13 protein-coding genes and 1 pseudogene are annotated in these 14,416 nt (G+C 58.6%); 8 read left to right on the top strand and 6 right to left on the bottom strand.

The genetic code is table 11. The annotated features are described in order from the left end of the window. Nucleotides 1-37: 37 nt before the first annotated feature. Together iolG and QDY28_RS25685 are read left to right on the top strand one after the other, a co-directional pair. Complete coding sequence (iolG, locus tag QDY28_RS25680) at nucleotides 38-1,030, top strand: inositol 2-dehydrogenase (RefSeq protein WP_331384198.1); 993 nt, start codon at nucleotides 38-40, stop codon at nucleotides 1,028-1,030. 129 nt (nucleotides 1,031-1,159) lie between these two features. Continuing rightward, the gene (locus tag QDY28_RS25685) at nucleotides 1,160-1,498 is read left to right on the top strand and encodes a MurR/RpiR family transcriptional regulator (protein WP_331384199.1); all 339 of its coding nucleotides are present in this window, start codon (nucleotides 1,160-1,162) and stop codon (nucleotides 1,496-1,498) included. Nucleotides 1,499-1,720: 222 nt separating this feature from the next. On the opposite strand, the gene fabF is transcribed toward QDY28_RS25685, so the two are convergent. Together fabF and QDY28_RS25695 are read right to left on the bottom strand one after the other, a co-directional pair. Then, on the bottom strand, nucleotides 1,721-3,019 hold the full coding sequence (gene fabF / locus QDY28_RS25690) for a beta-ketoacyl-ACP synthase II (RefSeq protein WP_331384200.1): 1,299 nt from the start codon (nucleotides 3,017-3,019) through the stop codon (nucleotides 1,721-1,723). A gap of 181 nt (nucleotides 3,020-3,200) precedes the next feature. After that, nucleotides 3,201-3,788: a TetR/AcrR family transcriptional regulator gene (locus QDY28_RS25695; protein WP_331384201.1), complete on the bottom strand. Its 588-nt coding sequence runs from the start codon at nucleotides 3,786-3,788 to the stop codon at nucleotides 3,201-3,203. Between the two features lie 96 nt (nucleotides 3,789-3,884). On the opposite strand from QDY28_RS25695, the gene QDY28_RS25700 reads away from it, so the two are divergent. The 5 genes from QDY28_RS25700 (at nucleotide 3,885) to QDY28_RS25720 (ending at nucleotide 10,194) form a co-directional block, all read left to right on the top strand. Then, nucleotides 3,885-5,000, top strand: a complete 1,116-nt coding sequence (locus QDY28_RS25700; protein ID WP_331384202.1) for an efflux RND transporter periplasmic adaptor subunit — start codon at nucleotides 3,885-3,887, stop codon at nucleotides 4,998-5,000. After that, nucleotides 4,997-8,107, top strand: a complete 3,111-nt coding sequence (locus QDY28_RS25705; protein ID WP_331384203.1) for an efflux RND transporter permease subunit — start codon at nucleotides 4,997-4,999, stop codon at nucleotides 8,105-8,107. Before QDY28_RS25700 ends, QDY28_RS25705 begins: the two co-directional genes overlap by 4 nt. 25 nt (nucleotides 8,108-8,132) lie before the next feature. Continuing rightward, nucleotides 8,133-8,891 (top strand): TetR/AcrR family transcriptional regulator, encoded by a 759-nt coding sequence (locus tag QDY28_RS25710; RefSeq protein WP_331384204.1) that lies wholly within the window; start codon nucleotides 8,133-8,135, stop codon nucleotides 8,889-8,891. Between the two features lie 83 nt (nucleotides 8,892-8,974). Continuing rightward, entirely contained in the window at nucleotides 8,975-9,451 is a 477-nt protein-coding gene (locus tag QDY28_RS25715) for a MarR family winged helix-turn-helix transcriptional regulator (RefSeq protein ID WP_442967587.1), read from the top strand. Further along, complete coding sequence (locus tag QDY28_RS25720) at nucleotides 9,448-10,194, top strand: NADPH-dependent F420 reductase (RefSeq protein ID WP_331384205.1); 747 nt, start codon at nucleotides 9,448-9,450, stop codon at nucleotides 10,192-10,194. Before QDY28_RS25715 ends, QDY28_RS25720 begins: the two co-directional genes overlap by 4 nt. 247 nt (nucleotides 10,195-10,441) lie before the next feature. Here the strand turns inward: QDY28_RS25720 and QDY28_RS25725 are convergent, their stop codons facing one another. Beyond that, a complete protein-coding gene (locus tag QDY28_RS25725) occupies nucleotides 10,442-10,753 on the bottom strand; it encodes a PaaI family thioesterase (protein ID WP_331384206.1) in 312 nt (103 codons plus the stop codon). 380 nt (nucleotides 10,754-11,133) lie between these two features. Between QDY28_RS25725 and QDY28_RS25730 the strand changes: the two genes are divergently transcribed. Continuing rightward, a complete protein-coding gene (locus tag QDY28_RS25730; protein WP_331384207.1) occupies nucleotides 11,134-11,943 on the top strand; it encodes an oxidoreductase in 810 nt (269 codons plus the stop codon). A 457-nt stretch (nucleotides 11,944-12,400) separates the two neighbouring features. On the opposite strand, the gene QDY28_RS25735 is transcribed toward QDY28_RS25730, so the two are convergent. The 3 genes and pseudogenes from QDY28_RS25735 to QDY28_RS31060 form a co-directional block, all read right to left on the bottom strand. After that, complete coding sequence (locus tag QDY28_RS25735; RefSeq protein WP_442967588.1) at nucleotides 12,401-13,648, bottom strand: ISL3 family transposase; 1,248 nt, start codon at nucleotides 13,646-13,648, stop codon at nucleotides 12,401-12,403. Next, entirely contained in the window at nucleotides 13,587-13,742 is a 156-nt protein-coding gene (locus QDY28_RS31055; protein WP_442967589.1) for a hypothetical protein, read from the bottom strand. The genes QDY28_RS25735 and QDY28_RS31055 overlap by 62 nt, the downstream gene beginning before the upstream one ends. 198 nt (nucleotides 13,743-13,940) lie before the next feature. After that, nucleotides 13,941-14,114 (bottom strand): annotated as a pseudogene (locus tag QDY28_RS31060) (ISL3 family transposase); the annotation flags it as partial. Nucleotides 14,115-14,416 lie beyond the last annotated feature (302 nt).

The raw sequence follows: 14,416 nt of genomic DNA on the forward strand, positions 1-14,416 counted from the left end.
TCGATAGCCAACGCTTACACATCATGGAGAAATATAGATGATCAGATTTGGAGTGATCGGCGCCGGCCGGATAGGCAAGGTGCATGCCGCGACTATCGCGGCGAACCCGAAGGCGAAGCTTGCCTATGTGGCGGATGCCTTCAGGGCATCGGCGGAGACTCTCGCAGCGCAGACTGGCGCCGAGGTTGCCGAAGTGGAGGATGTCATCAGGTCTCCGAACGTGGATGCAATCCTTATCGCGACGCCGACCCCGAGCCACGCAGACCTCATCGAGGCGGCCGCGAGAGCCGGCAAGGCAATCCTTTGCGAAAAGCCGGTATCGCTTTCGGTCGAACGCATCAATACCTGCCTCGACGTCGTTGAGAAAAGCAGGTCGACCTTGATGATAGGCTTTAATCGCCGCTTTGACCCGAACTTCGCGAGTTTGGAAGCGCGCCTTCGCCGCGGCGATGTCGGCGCAATCGAGATCGTGACGATCACCAGTCGGGATCCCGCGCCGCCGCCTGCTGACTACGTCAAGTCCTCCGGCGGTCTGTTCCGTGACATGATGATCCACGACTTCGATATGGCTCGCTTTCTCATGGGTGAGGAATTCATCGTCGTGAACGCGCTTGGGTCTTCTCTCGTCGACAAGGCAATCGGCGCCGAGGGCGATGTGGATACCGCCGCTGTGCAGATGCAGACGGCTTCGGGCCGCATTGCCGTCATCACCAATTCGCGCCGGGCGACTTATGGATACGACCAGCGCATCGAAGTGCATGGCGCAGCCGGTATGCTTGCAGCGAAGAATATCGCCGCCACGAGCGTCGAACTTTCCAACGCGAACGGCGTTAGCGGTGATCCCGTTCAGCATTTCTTTCTCGAGCGCTACGCCCAGGCGTACGCCAATGAGATCAATGCTTTCATTGATGCGATCGACACAGGCACTAGGTCACTGAGGCCCGGTGGCCCCGATGGACTTCAGGCGCAGAAACTGGCGGAAGCCGCAACGGCAAGCTGGCAGACAGGGAGACCCGTGACCGTCGGCTAACAAGCGTCGATGCGATGCGGCCAAGTCCTCACATTGCCGCATCGCCACACAGCTGACGTGCCGCCGACGAAAGTACACCCGGGTCGCACCGAGATTGCCGGAAGACGACGTTTGGGAAAGGCGAGCGCAATGATGAAGGATAGAGACCTCTTTCCTCCCGAGACCCTGCAGGAACTAAAGTACCTGATCGCTAAAAGGCATATTGTCTTTCCCGACAGTCTCGAGCGCGTCGCAAGGGAGATCATGGACCGCCCAGAACTGATGGCCTTCGAAAGCGCCGCAGCAATCGCGCGCCATTGCGGGGTGTCTCAAACGACGGTTCACAGACTTGCGCAGCACATCGGGTTTGGCACTTTGCGCGAGTTTCGTGCGATGATGAAAGATCATATTCGTCAGACCGCCGCGAAACGGTCATATTATCTCGCCGAGACGATGGTTGTCGGGCGCAGGTTTCCAACCTCACCCTAGCGCTTGAGCAGTCGATTCTGTCCCATATTCCAACGAAGCTGCCAGGCCATGGGCAAGCGCATATCTGCTTCTGCCATCGCTACGGTGGCAAGCGGCGGCACCCATGCCCGGGGAAAGCCACTGCCGCTTCAGAAGAGCCTGGTCGGCGTGACCCTCAATTGCTGCCCAACTCTGTGCTCTTAGTAACCTTCGCCGGTTTGCTGCGAAGGTGGTGATGAACCATCAGCCGATGGGGGATGTCCGACGATTGCTTTCCGTCGGCCAGCGTCGAAAAAGTGCGCTGGCGTTGACCCCGCCAAAACCGAAGCCGTTGGATATCGCGTATTCGGGGTCGATGCGGCGTGCTTCATTTGCGACGATATCGATGCCGTTCGCCTCCGGATCCGGTGTATTCAAGTTCAGGGTCGGTGGTGCGACCCGGTTCTTGAGCGCTAAGATCGTAAAAATTGCTTCCAGACCTCCGGCTGCGCCGAGCAGGTGTCCGGTTGCTGACTTCGTTCCACTCACCGCGACGGATTTTTCGCCGCCAAATAGGCTCTTGATCGCTCTGATTTCTCCGAGATCGCCCACCGGTGTCGACGTGGCATGCGCGTTCAGATGACCCACTTCACGAGGGGCCACGCCGGCTTGCAAGATGGCAAGCTCCATTGCTCTGCGCGCTCCGCTTCCGTCTTCGGGACCGGAGGTGATGTGGTGGGCGTCGGCTGTCGTGCCGTATCCAACGAGTTCGGCAATCGGGGTGGCGCCGCGAGCAAGAGCGTGGCTCAGTGCTTCGATGACGAGTATGCCTGCCCCTTCGCCCATGACGAAGCCGTCACGCGACATGTCGAAGGGACGCGACGCCTTGCTCGGCGTTTCGTTGAATCCGGTCGACAGTGATCTTGCCGCGGCGAAGCCGCCAAGGCTGACGATGTTCATGCAGGCTTCCGTTCCACCGCAAATGGCAATGTCGGCTTCATTGGATCGAATAAGCCTGGCGGCATCGCCGATGGCCTGAACGCCAGCGGCGCATGCCGTCACAGGTGCACCAAGGGGGCCTTTGAAGCCGTGGCGGATTGAGACTTGCCCGGCCGCGAGATTGACGAGGAAGGACGGAATGGTGAAGGGCGAGAGGCGGCGCACACCACGTTGATCGACGGTGCGGACGGCCTCGGTTATTGCCGGAAAGCCACCGATGCCGGACGCGATGATCGTCGCGGTTCTCAACCTGTCTTCATTCGACGTCGGCCTCCAGTTCGCCTGCGCTAGCGCCTCTTCTGCGGCTGCCAGCGCGAAGATGATGAACCGGTCGACCTTGCGTTGATCCTTCGGCAGCATGATCGTATCCGGATCGAAACCTCCTTCAGGGTCTTCGGCTAGAGAGGGGACCACGCCTCCGACTTTCGAAGGCAGATCCCCGACCACATCGTCACCCAGTCGACGAATGCCGCTTTTGCCCGCGAGAAGGCGCGCCCAGGAAATATCAACGTTTGCTCCAAGGGGACTGACTGCACCCATACCGGTAACAACAATACGACGCATCTGTTTTCCACCTGCCTTTGCTATAGGAATAGGCATGCAATCAGCGTCCAAACCGACAACGGGGTCAGGGCCTATTCTCCAAACATGTAATTCCTCAAAGGTCCAAGAACGCTCTCACCCCATACGGTCGGCAGCTACATCTCGGCCCATGTCGGTGCCGGCTCCGGAGCCGACATAGCCTTCAGGCAACATCGTCGCGATGCGCGATACGCCTGACTTCACCTGTGGCCGCGTCGAGTACACCCTGCGACAACTTCTCATCCTCGATGATGCGAGAGAGCGTGACGGCACCAACCATAAGAGACAGGATCGCCATTGCCTTATCGCTCGGACTTGCGCTGCTGGCATCTCCCATCAGTTCATCCAACACCTCAAAGTGAGCTCGAATGCCATCCTCAAACGGCCGCCTGACTTCCCTGCTTTGCCGAGCTGCGTCCGCTCCCAGCGCCACCAGGGGGCAACCCTCGGCCTTCTCTCCTTTGTGATCCTTGGAGAGATAGAATGCCATGACGGCTTCCAAGGGATCGGAGGCGTCCGCCGCCGCACTCGACCATCTCCTTGTGGCGCTTTCCAGCGCGCGCCTCGATGCAAGTGCGGCAAGATCGTCCTTCGATGCGAATTGTTTGTAGAACGCGCCTTGGGTGAGGCCGGCGCCCTTCATTAGGTCCTTCAGCCCGATCCCATCGAATCCATGCTCCCGAAAAAGCCGGCTTGCCGCGTTGATGACCGCTTCGCGATTTGCCTCTGCCTGAGCCCGACTGACTCTCATATCGATCTCCATTTAGATTTCACTTGACATCTATAGCATATTTAGAGTTAGATCGCAATCTAATTTAACTGCACCCGTCAACAAGGGTCTAATGACATGAAACGCAAAATTCTCCTCGCCTCCGTCGGCATATTGGCGGCCGCTGGCGCTACCACGTTCGTTCTCCTTGCTGAGTCCTCGGAAGGAAGGGCGCAGGCCACGGACCCCCGCGTCGCGCCGCCACTCGTCAGTTTGGTGGATGCAAAGAGACCGGACACAATGATACGCACTTTCACAGGGACGATCGCCGCTCGGGTGCAAAGCAATCTGGGATTTCGAGTGCCGGGCAAGATCATGGAGCGCTATGTTGACATCGGGCAGCAGGTGAAGGCCGGTCAGCCTCTGATGCGCATTGACGAGACCGACCTGCGTCTGGCGCTTGCCGCAAAACGCAACGCGGTCGCTGCGGCTCAAGCCGTCCTCACCCAGGCGCAAGCTGACGAGAGACGTTACGCCGCTTTGGTGAAAAACGGATTGGCGGCCGCTTCTCCGCAGCGTTATGAACAGGCGAAGGCAGCACTAGACACCGCAACTGCACAACTTGCCGCAGCGCAAGCCGATGCAAGCGTCGCCGAAAATGCGGCAACTTATTCACTGCTGATTGCCGATACCGATGGCACCGTCGTCGAAACGCTGGGAGAGCCGGGGCAAGTGGTCACGGCTGGACAGACGGTCATCCGGCTCGCCCAGGCCGGGCCTCGCGAGGCTGTGGTCTGGCTTCCGGAATCCATTCGGCCCCAGATTGGGGACCTAGCCGAAGCCAGCATCTACGGCAACGAAAGCCGCCAAGACAAGGCGCGGCTTCGGCAGATCTCGGATGCCGCCGATCCTCAAACCCGCACCTATGAAGCACGCTGGGTCCTTGACGGCGCGGCAGCGTCGGCCCCGCTCGGCGCGACGGTGACGATCAAAATTGCCAGCGATGGCGGTCAGGCGCATGCGGCGGTGCCGATTGGTGCTGTTTTTGACGATGGCAGCCGAACTGGCGTGTGGGTCTTCGACCAAAAATCGTCGACCGTGCACTTCCGGCAGGTGAAGGTCGAGAAGATGGGTGAGGAGGTTGCGGTGGTTTCCAGCCTGAAGGCAGGCGAGCCGATCGTCGCTCTCGGAGCGCATCTCCTGCAGGACGGTGCGAACGTCCGTGCGGAAAAAACAGAGGCGGCCAACCAATGATCTTCAATCTTTCCGCGCTCGCGGTTCGCGAGCGAGCCGTTACCCTCTTCTTCATCATGCTGCTGGCTGCGGCCGGCGTCTACGCTTTCGCCAAGCTTGGACGAGCGGAGGATCCCTCGTTCACCATCAAGACCTTGACCGTGACGGCCGTATGGCCGGGCGCGACGGCGCGCGAAATGCAGGATCTTGTCGCAGAGCCTCTCGAAAAACGCCTCCAGGAGCTCACATGGTACGACCGCGTCGAGACGACCACGCGGCCGGGATATGCCTTCCTGACCGTCACGCTGAAGGACAGCACGCCGCCCACAGCGGTCGAAGAGGAATTCTACCAAGCCCGAAAGAAGCTTGGAGACGAGGCACGCAACCTGCCCCAGGGCGTGCTCGGTCCCTTCGTCAACGACGAATATTCCGACGTCAGCTTCGGTCTGTATGCGCTGAAGGCCAAGGGCATGCCGATGCGCGACCTCGTGCGTCAGGCCGAGGTGATCCGCCAGGACCTTCTGCATGTGCCGGGCGTCAAGAAGATCAACATTCTCGGAGAACGGCCTGAACAGATCTTCGTCGAATTCTCCTATGCCAAGCTGGCCACTCTCGGGATTTCGGCACAGGACATCGCAGCCGCCTTGCAGCGGCAAAATACCGTGACGCCAGCGGGATCGATCGATACACGCGGTCCGCAGGTCTTCATTCGCTTCGATGGCGCCTATAACAACATCCAGGCGATCGCCGACACGCCGATCGTCGCGGCCGGGCGCACGATGAAGCTCTCGGATTTTGCCGAAGTGCGGCGAGGCTATGAAGATCCGGCCACCTACCTTATCCGTCATGACGGCGAGCCTGCCATCATGCTTGGCGTTGTCATGCAACAGGGCTGGAATGGCTTGGAACTCGGCAAGGCACTGGAAGAAAGATCAGCGACGATCGCCCAGGGTCTTCCGCTCGGCATGACGCTCGCCAAGGTCAGCGACCAGGCCGTCAACATCCAGGAAGCCGTCGGCGAGTTCATGCTGAAATTCGCCATGGCGCTTGGCGTCGTGCTGTTCGTAAGTCTGATCAGCCTCGGGTGGCGTGTCGGTATCGTCGTCGCTCTGGCCGTTCCGCTCACGCTCGCCGTCGTCTTCCTCATCATGCTGGAGACCGGTCGGTTCTTCGACCGCATCACGCTGGGCGCGCTCATCCTGGCGCTTGGTCTTCTGGTCGATGACGCCATTATCGCCATCGAGGTGATGGTGGTGAAGATGGAGGAGGGGATGGATCGCATCAAGGCGGCCGCCTATGCCTGGAGCCATACGGCGGCGCCCATGCTGTCCGGCACGCTCGTGACGATCATCGGGCTGATGCCGGTCGGCTTCGCGCGCTCGACCGCCGGCGAATATGCCGGCAACATCTTCTGGGTCGTGGGTTTTGCCCTCATCGTTTCCTGGATCGTCGCCGTGGTTTTCACACCCTATCTTGGCGTCAAGATGCTGCCGGCGATCAAGCCGGTCGATGGTGGCCACCACGCGATCTACGACACGCCCAATTATCGCCGCCTTCGGGGGTTGATCGAGTTTGCCGTGCGGCACAAGTTCGTCACCTGTGCGGTGGTCGGCATCACCATGGGAATCTCCGTCGTTGGTATGGGCGCCGTCAAGCAGCAGTTCTTCCCGACGTCGGACCGTCCCGAAGTACTGGTCGAGGTCCGCTTGCCCGAGGGCACCAGCATCGAGACGACGACGGCGACGGTTGAAAAGCTTGAGGGATGGCTGCAGAAGCAGCCGGAGGCAAAGACTGTCACGAGCTATGTGGGGCAGGGCGCTCCTCGCTTCTTCTTCGCCATGGCGCCGGAATTGCCGGATCCTTCCTTCGCCAAGATCGTCGTGCTGACACCTGATGCCGAAGCCCGCGAAGCCCTGAAGCAACGTCTCCGGAGCGCCGTGTCGGACGGCCTCGCTCCCGAAGCCTATGTCCGCGTCACGCAGCTCGTATTCGGCCCTTACACGCCGTTCCCGGTCGAATTCCGCATCATGGGATCCGATCCTCAGCAACTGTACCAGATCTCCGAAAAGGCTTTGGAAATCATGAAGACCGTGCCGGATGTCCGCCAGGCAAACCGCGACTGGGGCAACCGCACACCTGTGCTGCGCTTCGTCCCAGATCAGGATCGGCTCAATCTGATCGGTCTCTCGTCGGCGGAGGCCGCCCAGCAGATGCAATTGTTGCTGAGCGGAATTCCGATCACACAGGTTCGCGAGAACATTCGCACCGTGCCTGTCATTGCCCGCAGCGCCGGTGAAAACCGCCTCGATCCCTCCAGACTGGCAGACTTCTCGCTGATGAGCCGCGATGGCCGGCAGGTTCCGCTCGACCAGATCGGCCACTCGGAAATCCGGTTTGAAGAACCGATCCTGAAAAGACGCGATCGAACGCCTGTCATTACCGTCCGCTCCGACATCAACGAGGCAACGCAGCCCCCGGAAGTTTCGCAGCAGATTCTGAAGGCGCTTCAGCCGCTGATCGCATCGCTTCCAGCCGGATATCGTATTGAGATGGGAGGAAACATCGAGGAATCCTTGAAGGCCAATGTCGCCCTTGTCCAGATCTTCCCGGCGATGATTGCCGCGATGCTGATCGTCATCGTCTTGCAGGTCCGCAGCCTGTCGACGATGTCCATGGTCATGCTGACGGGACCGCTAGGCCTTGCGGGCGTGGTTCCGATCCTGCTCCTCTTCCATCAGCCGTTCGGCTTCAACGCCATTCTCGGATTGATCGGGCTGGCGGGAATCCTTATGCGCAATACTTTGATCCTGACCGAGCAGATCAAGGAGAACAAGGCAGCCGGTCTCGACGACTATTACGCCGTCATCGAGGCGACGGTGCAGCGGACCCGCCCGGTCATGCTGACAGCCCTTGCGGCCGTTCTTGCCTTCATTCCTCTCACCCATTCGGTGTTCTGGGGGTCGATGGCCTACACGCTGATCGGCGGTACGGCGGTCGGGACTGTAATGATCCTGCTGTTCCTTCCTGCTCTCTACGCAACTTGGTTCCGCATCAAGCCGACTAAGGCAGAAGCACATCATCCAGAGCAAAAGGCTCCCGAACTGCAACGCGCTATGGCTGCGGAGTGAGATCATGTTTCGGATATGTACTAACGTGACCGCCCAAGGCGTGAAGGAGAAAGCTGACGGTCCAGCATCGACGGTCCAGGATGCTGAGGGGTCGTCCGATCGGCAGGAACCGGAGTTCGAGGAGCAGGGACCTTATTTCTCGGCTTCAGATGAAGCCCTTTTAGCGAAGGAGCGTGATCGCATCCTGGATATTGCGGAAAAACACATTCGCCGGATCGGACATCGGAAGACAACGATTGCAGACATTGCGTCCGACCTCGGTACAAGTCGGGCGAACGTGTACCGCTTCTTTCCCACAAGGGCCGCAATCGACAATGCTGTGTGTGGGCGGATCTTGAAGGCGCAGACTGAAATTGCTTTTTCCATCGCACGGACAGACGCGGCAGCGAGCAAAAAGCTCGCGCAACTTTTGAGCGTCCTTCATCGGCACAGCAGGAGGATGCTGATGGAAGAAAAACCCGTTCACGAACTGTTTGTCGCTGCCACGAGCGAAAATTGGGCAACGATAAATGCGAATAGTGAGCGAATGCGGGCGATCCTGGAAGGGATTATCCGCCAGGGCGTGCGATCGGGCGAATTCCAAGTTGAAAACATCGACGATGCCGTACAAGGAGCGATCACAGCGTTCCTGCCGTTTTCCCACCCGGTCTTGGTCGCCCAATGCTTCCAAGGGGAAGACGAGATCGCTGCGTCGGTCAATGCCCAAATTCGTTTCATCATGCGTGCGCTCGACGAACCTGTCTCGCGACCTGCCGAGGTTTCCGGGGCACTCATAACCGCTTAAATCTGCTCAGCCATCTTGATTCCGTTGAGATGAGAATTATCTATCGCGCTAGATAAATGTGCACTAGATAAAGAATCATCTCGATGAATGCGATGAACTCCCGCCGTGAGGTGGGTACCCAGCTTTCCTTTGCGCTCTATGGCGCAGCCAATCGAATGGCTCGTCTTCACAAGCCATTTCTGCAGCCGCTTGGACTGACGTTTCCGCAGTATCTCGTGATGCTTGAGCTCTATGGCAGAACGCCACGTGCGGTCGGAGAGCTGGGAGCAACGCTCGACATGGACACTGGAACGATCACCCCGCTTCTCAAGCGTCTCGAAGCCGCCGGCATGGTGACGCGCACGCGCGATCACGATGACGAGCGTCGCGTCTTGATCAATCTGACGAAAGCAGGCGAAGCCTTACGCGATGAACTTTGGTCCATCACGGACAAGATTAAGACGGCTTGCCAGCTCACCGATGAGGGGTTGGTGGAACTCCGTGATATCCTTCATGGGTTCGCTCGCCCCGCCACCGTTGCAATGACCGCCTTCCCAACTCGCAGAAAGGACATTCCATGAAAATCGGGATTATTGGGGCCGGAAACGTTGGCGCGACCCTGGCGAAAAAACTTGCGGCCAGCGGCGACAAAGTCAAACTGGCCAACTCGAAAGCTCCGGAGACGATCCGTGATCTTGCCCGTGATGTGGGTGCAGTCGCAGTCTCAAAGGAAGAAGCAGTTCGTAACGTCGAGGTGATCGTACTGTCCATTCCCTTCCGAAACTATTCCGATCTTGCCGAACTCTTCCATGATGTGCCTGACGACGTCGTCGTGATCGACACTTCGAACTATTATCCGTTCCGCGACGGCGCGATCGCAAAAGTCGATAGAGGTATGCCGGAAGGCGTTTGGGTAAGTGAGCAAATTGGCCGCCCGCTCGTCAAAGCTTGGAACGCGGCCTTGGCGGTAACATTGGCAGAGAAGGGGCGGCCCCAAGGAGAAAATGGGCGGATCGCCCTCCCGGTTGCAGGCGATGATCCCAAGACGAAGGCGATCGCGATGACGCTGGTGGAGGCGACCGGTTTCGACGCTGTGGATTCAGGTGCGCTTTCGGAATCATGGCGTCAACAACCCGGAACTCCCGCCTATTGCACGGAACTTTCGGAAGCGGAACTGAAGGAAGCTCTGCTGTTTGCGGATCGATCTCGAGCAGCCGAAAATCGCGATTCCCTGATCAAGGAGTTCATGGCAGCCGGTGGTGGCTTGACCCACGACGAAATCGTTTCACGCAACCGCGCGGGAACCGCCCTCATGAGGCATTAAGTCGTTGGGTGTTTCCACCTTCGCACATCGCCGCGGTCCTTCGGTAAAATCGCTGCACTGCAAATACGTTGCAGCGATCCGCCGCGACGGTGCTCAAACAGCTAATACTTCCGCGACCTTCACGGTCCGGGTCGAACGATCAAGCAGGTTGACGTGCCGTGGGCGTGTAGCTTGCCTTGAAGGCTTTCGATTCTGCCCTCCAACGTGATGACTGTCCGGCCGCAAGAGATCACCTTTCCGGTGACCCTCACTTCGCCGCAGTCGGCAAAAATCGGATGTATACAGAAGTTTCTTGCGAAGGGCAGACTTCGCCAGGCTTCAACATTGTTTGCGCGGCAAGCGACATGGAGGTGTCGAGCATCGTCATGATCCATCCGCCATGGACTGTATTCATCATATTGAGAAAACGGGCCTCCGGCTTGGCGAGAAGCTCGACATGACCGTCCCCAGGCGGAAGAAGTGTGAATGGCAGCAAATCTGCCATCGGTGGGCGATGGAAGATACCCTTCGAAAGGCCCGTCACAAGCTCGAAACCATTCATCAGCGCAGTGTCAGGCAAGGACTTCTCCTCGTTTGCTCGATCGTCCATCGGCCATCATAGCGTGCCGCATAAGTCGCGGCAGCGAACATAATCCGTGGTGGTGCTAGCACGCTGGCGGTGCTTCGGCTCTCATCAATCGACTGAGCAGTCTTGCCCAGGCCTCTCCGACCGCCGAACCCCGGCACGATCCAGCCGTCACCGCATTGAAAATTCTCCCAAAACAGCCGCAGCTTCATTTTATATGTTGATCGACATCCAAAATTAAGTTAGATTGCGATCGAAATCTAACAGAGACGCGTGCGAAGCAAATGCGGAATCCTCACCTGACAAAGGAAGGAAAAACCCGATCCCGTTCAAAGCTTGCCAGCACTCGCTCGCTCAAAACCTCAGGAGTATGCATGTCCAATCAGAAAGTCGTCGTTATTACCGGCGCGTCATCCGGAATTGGCGAGGCCACGGCGCGCCTTCTCGCACAAAATGGCTTCAAGGTGTTTGGGGGCGTTCGCAACCCGAACCGCGCCAATTCAATCCCCGGCGTGCGCTTCGTAACCGTTGACGTCAACGACGACGCATCGGTTACGAACTTTGTGGAATGGGTTCTGTCCGAAACAGGTAAGATCGACGTGCTGATCAACAATGCCGGCGTTTCCCTGATCGGCCCGGTCGAGAATACCTCCACGGCGGAAGCTCAAAGAGTATTCGATACCAATGTGTTCGGCCCATTGCGCATGGTACGGGCCGCTCTGCCATCCATGCGAGCCGCCCATAGCGGGCTGATCATCAATGTCAGCTCGGTCTTAGGCTTCCTGCCAGCGCCGTTCATGGGACTATATGCCAGCAGCAAGCATGCGCTTGAGGGGCTGTCGGAGTCGCTGGATCATGAAATCCGCGAGTTTAACGTCAGGGTCGTGCTGCTCGAACCCACCTTCACCAACACGAGGCTGGACGTAAACGCGGCACATACCGAGGCCCCTTTGGGCGTCTATGAGAAGCAGGCCCATGCGACCATCGAGACGGTTCAGGCGCAGATCAAATCAGCGCCGTCACCCCAGGTCGTCGCCGCGAAAATCCTGGCCGCCATCAACGGTCCGTACCGCATGCGCCAACCGGCCGGCGGCAACGCGGCGCTTCTCAACCGCTTGCGCAGATTCATGCCGGCGAATGCGGTCGACAAGAGTTTACGCAAGACATTCGGCTTCGTTAAGTGAAGGGCGCGGTTTCAAGCGATGCCAGATTTTTTCATTTCCGGCATTGCTTGGCTTGCTCTGCACTTCGCCGACGATGGGTAATTGGTTGACGCTTATTTGCGAGGTGTCGCGACACCTCGCCGTCGACAATCCATCATTTGGCGAAGGCGCTCAGGCCGAATTTCGGAGACCGCAGAAACTCGGTCGGAAATGAACTGCCCGAAGTCACCAAAACTCAGTCTTGCTGACGTCGCAGCCAAGCGCAGGACGACTGCTTTGCGCCTCTGTTTCGAACGTTCACAAATTTGCCCACGTCGCCGCAAGCAGACGTTCTTGGCGACGAGCCCGAAGATGGGAATAAAGCAGAGTGTCGGAGTTAGCTTGGTAACGTGGCCAACTTTCAGACCTACACCGGAATCGACGGTGTCGCTGCCGTCCGAGAGCGCCAGAACGCGTTCCCGTTAAAACCGGGTCTTCCTCAATTTGTGTGGAGATCAGTCGATTTAATTGGCATCATCCGCGCCCTGAGAAGCTCTGGTCCCGCCCTGCCGTACATTGCGCGCTTGATCGTCTTTAGTCGGTTGATCTGGCCTTCTGCCTGACCGTTGCTCCAGGGCAGGTCGATGGCGTTACAGACGGCGCCTATATCACGGCGAAGTACACGGGCAAAACGGGCTAGGAGGGCGAGACCAGAATGAATGGCATCGTCGATCCATTGGTCGAGTTTCGCCGAGGTTCGGCCGCGAAATATGCCGCGAAATCGCATGGCGAAGCTGCGCAAAACAGCAAACGTCCGTGATCCCTGTTTGAGGGCATCGACTTTCCGCGCCTGATTGATGGTCAGTGCGCCGCGCGGCTTGATGCAAAGAGTAGCCGCGACAATGGGTGAGATCAAATGACCGGTTTGCGGATCACGGACAGGCAAATTGTCAGGTGCTCTGTCGGAGGGCCCAATCCGAGCCGACGCCGCATCATCCTTATCTTTATCCTCATCCGTTTCCGGCCTCTCGGCGCGGCGCCATGTTGCCAGGAGGCGTTCAAGATTAGAAAAGCTGCCGGTGTATCCTCGGTGTTTTATGTCATGAAACAAATGCCGACCACGGCGGTTGCCATCCTTCCAACACTGGGTGAGGAACGCTTCGAAGAAGAGGGGAGATGTCGGCTGTAGCGCGCCCCTGCGTCGATCGGGTGGGGTTTCGAACGTCAGCCATTTCGTGATGCTTCGTCGGCCGTATCCTGTGTGACGTGCAATGTCCGAGCAGGTCAGGCCTTCCTTGCTCAAGGCGTGTACCGTCTCGAACACATCCTTCCGCGACTGTCGATGCGCCCGGCGAAGCTGATTGCGCCAAGGCGTCTCAGGCGTCCCCTCATGCGAAGCCCGATCGTCATGATCGTTCTCTATGTCCTCGTCTGGTAGCAGTGCCCTGCCTGTAGCTCGGCCGGAGAGGCTCATCTGTTCCTCGATAGCAAGACGAAGATTCTGGATGAGATGAAAGCGGTCCGCCACCTGAGACGCTTGTGGGGCACTTTCACGAGCGGCCTGCGCGTAAAGCCCGCATCGATCTCGGCTGACCACCTCAATAGACGGGTGCCGCTGCAGCCATCGTGCAACGCTTGCCACGCTCCGGTCTTCGAGAATATCCAGGACCGTTCGGCGTTCGAGATCAACGATGATCGTGCCGTAGCGCCACGATTTCCTCCAACTCCAGTCGTCGATCCCGATGATCCGCGCCGGGGGGGTCGTCGTCGACCCTTGAAGCATTGCGCTTCAAGTGCCGAAGGATGGTGTCGTCGCTGATCGGCATCCCAAGCCGTCTCATCAAGCGCTCTCCGGGCCGCCCGCCGGCGCTGTGCCCCAGCAGGCCAACTATTTCTGCGACTCTCCTTGTTCCGCGGGCGTAGGGCGAGGCAATCGCCGGGAGCGGGTCGGTGAATGTTTGCCGTTTGCACTGCCGATATGTGCAACGCCAGCGGCTCAACTGAAGCCTTACCGTCACCTCATTGCCTTGGACCGGCAGGTCCTGAAGACTGCGGTACGACCAGCCATGCCGACTTCTGCTCTGGTGCTGGCAATCTGGGCATGTGCCAGAGGATGGCCCGCAAGCAGACACAACCCAATCACCGTCGTCGTTGGACACGACCCTCTGCACTTTAATGCCCGGACCGGGCGACCATTTCGATCTCGTTCGCATGCCCGCCCATAGCGCCGTGACCACTAACGATTTGTTAACCACACAAAGTGAGGAAGACCCTCTTATGTTCGTTTGCAAGGTCTTTAGTCATGACTGTTTCCTTTCCGGTCTTGACGACGAAAGCACATGCGTGGAGCTGTTGAACAAAGGAGGAGACAGGGCATTTTGACGACGGCTGGCATACTCTTATGCGCGGATTGGGTACCGCATTTCCGTGTGTTCGTCTGGGGCTGCCTCTGTCTAATTTCGGGCTTGGAATTATCCGCCACATAGGGTCCGCGAGGGTTCCCCACCGGAGCCCT

This window comes from Rhizobium sp. BR 362, assembly GCF_036528765.1.
In the GTDB taxonomy this organism is placed as follows: Bacteria; Pseudomonadota; Alphaproteobacteria; order Rhizobiales; family Rhizobiaceae; genus Rhizobium.

Coding starts and splice junctions, on each gene's coding strand:
- QDY28_RS25720 (WP_331384205.1), top strand. CDS start 9,448: ATGAAAATCGGGATTATTGGGGCCGGAAACGTTGGCGCGACCCTGGCG.
- fabF (WP_331384200.1), bottom strand. CDS start 3,019: ATGCGTCGTATTGTTGTTACCGGTATGGGTGCAGTCAGTCCCCTTGGA.
- QDY28_RS25730 (WP_331384207.1), top strand. CDS start 11,134: ATGTCCAATCAGAAAGTCGTCGTTATTACCGGCGCGTCATCCGGAATT.
- QDY28_RS25685 (WP_331384199.1), top strand. CDS start 1,160: ATGATGAAGGATAGAGACCTCTTTCCTCCCGAGACCCTGCAGGAACTA.
- QDY28_RS31055 (WP_442967589.1), bottom strand. CDS start 13,742: ATGAGACGGCTTGGGATGCCGATCAGCGACGACACCATCCTTCGGCAC.
- QDY28_RS25700 (WP_331384202.1), top strand. CDS start 3,885: ATGAAACGCAAAATTCTCCTCGCCTCCGTCGGCATATTGGCGGCCGCT.
- QDY28_RS25715 (WP_442967587.1), top strand. CDS start 8,975: ATGAATGCGATGAACTCCCGCCGTGAGGTGGGTACCCAGCTTTCCTTT.
- QDY28_RS25695 (WP_331384201.1), bottom strand. CDS start 3,788: ATGAGAGTCAGTCGGGCTCAGGCAGAGGCAAATCGCGAAGCGGTCATC.
- iolG (WP_331384198.1), top strand. CDS start 38: ATGATCAGATTTGGAGTGATCGGCGCCGGCCGGATAGGCAAGGTGCAT.
- QDY28_RS25705 (WP_331384203.1), top strand. CDS start 4,997: ATGATCTTCAATCTTTCCGCGCTCGCGGTTCGCGAGCGAGCCGTTACC.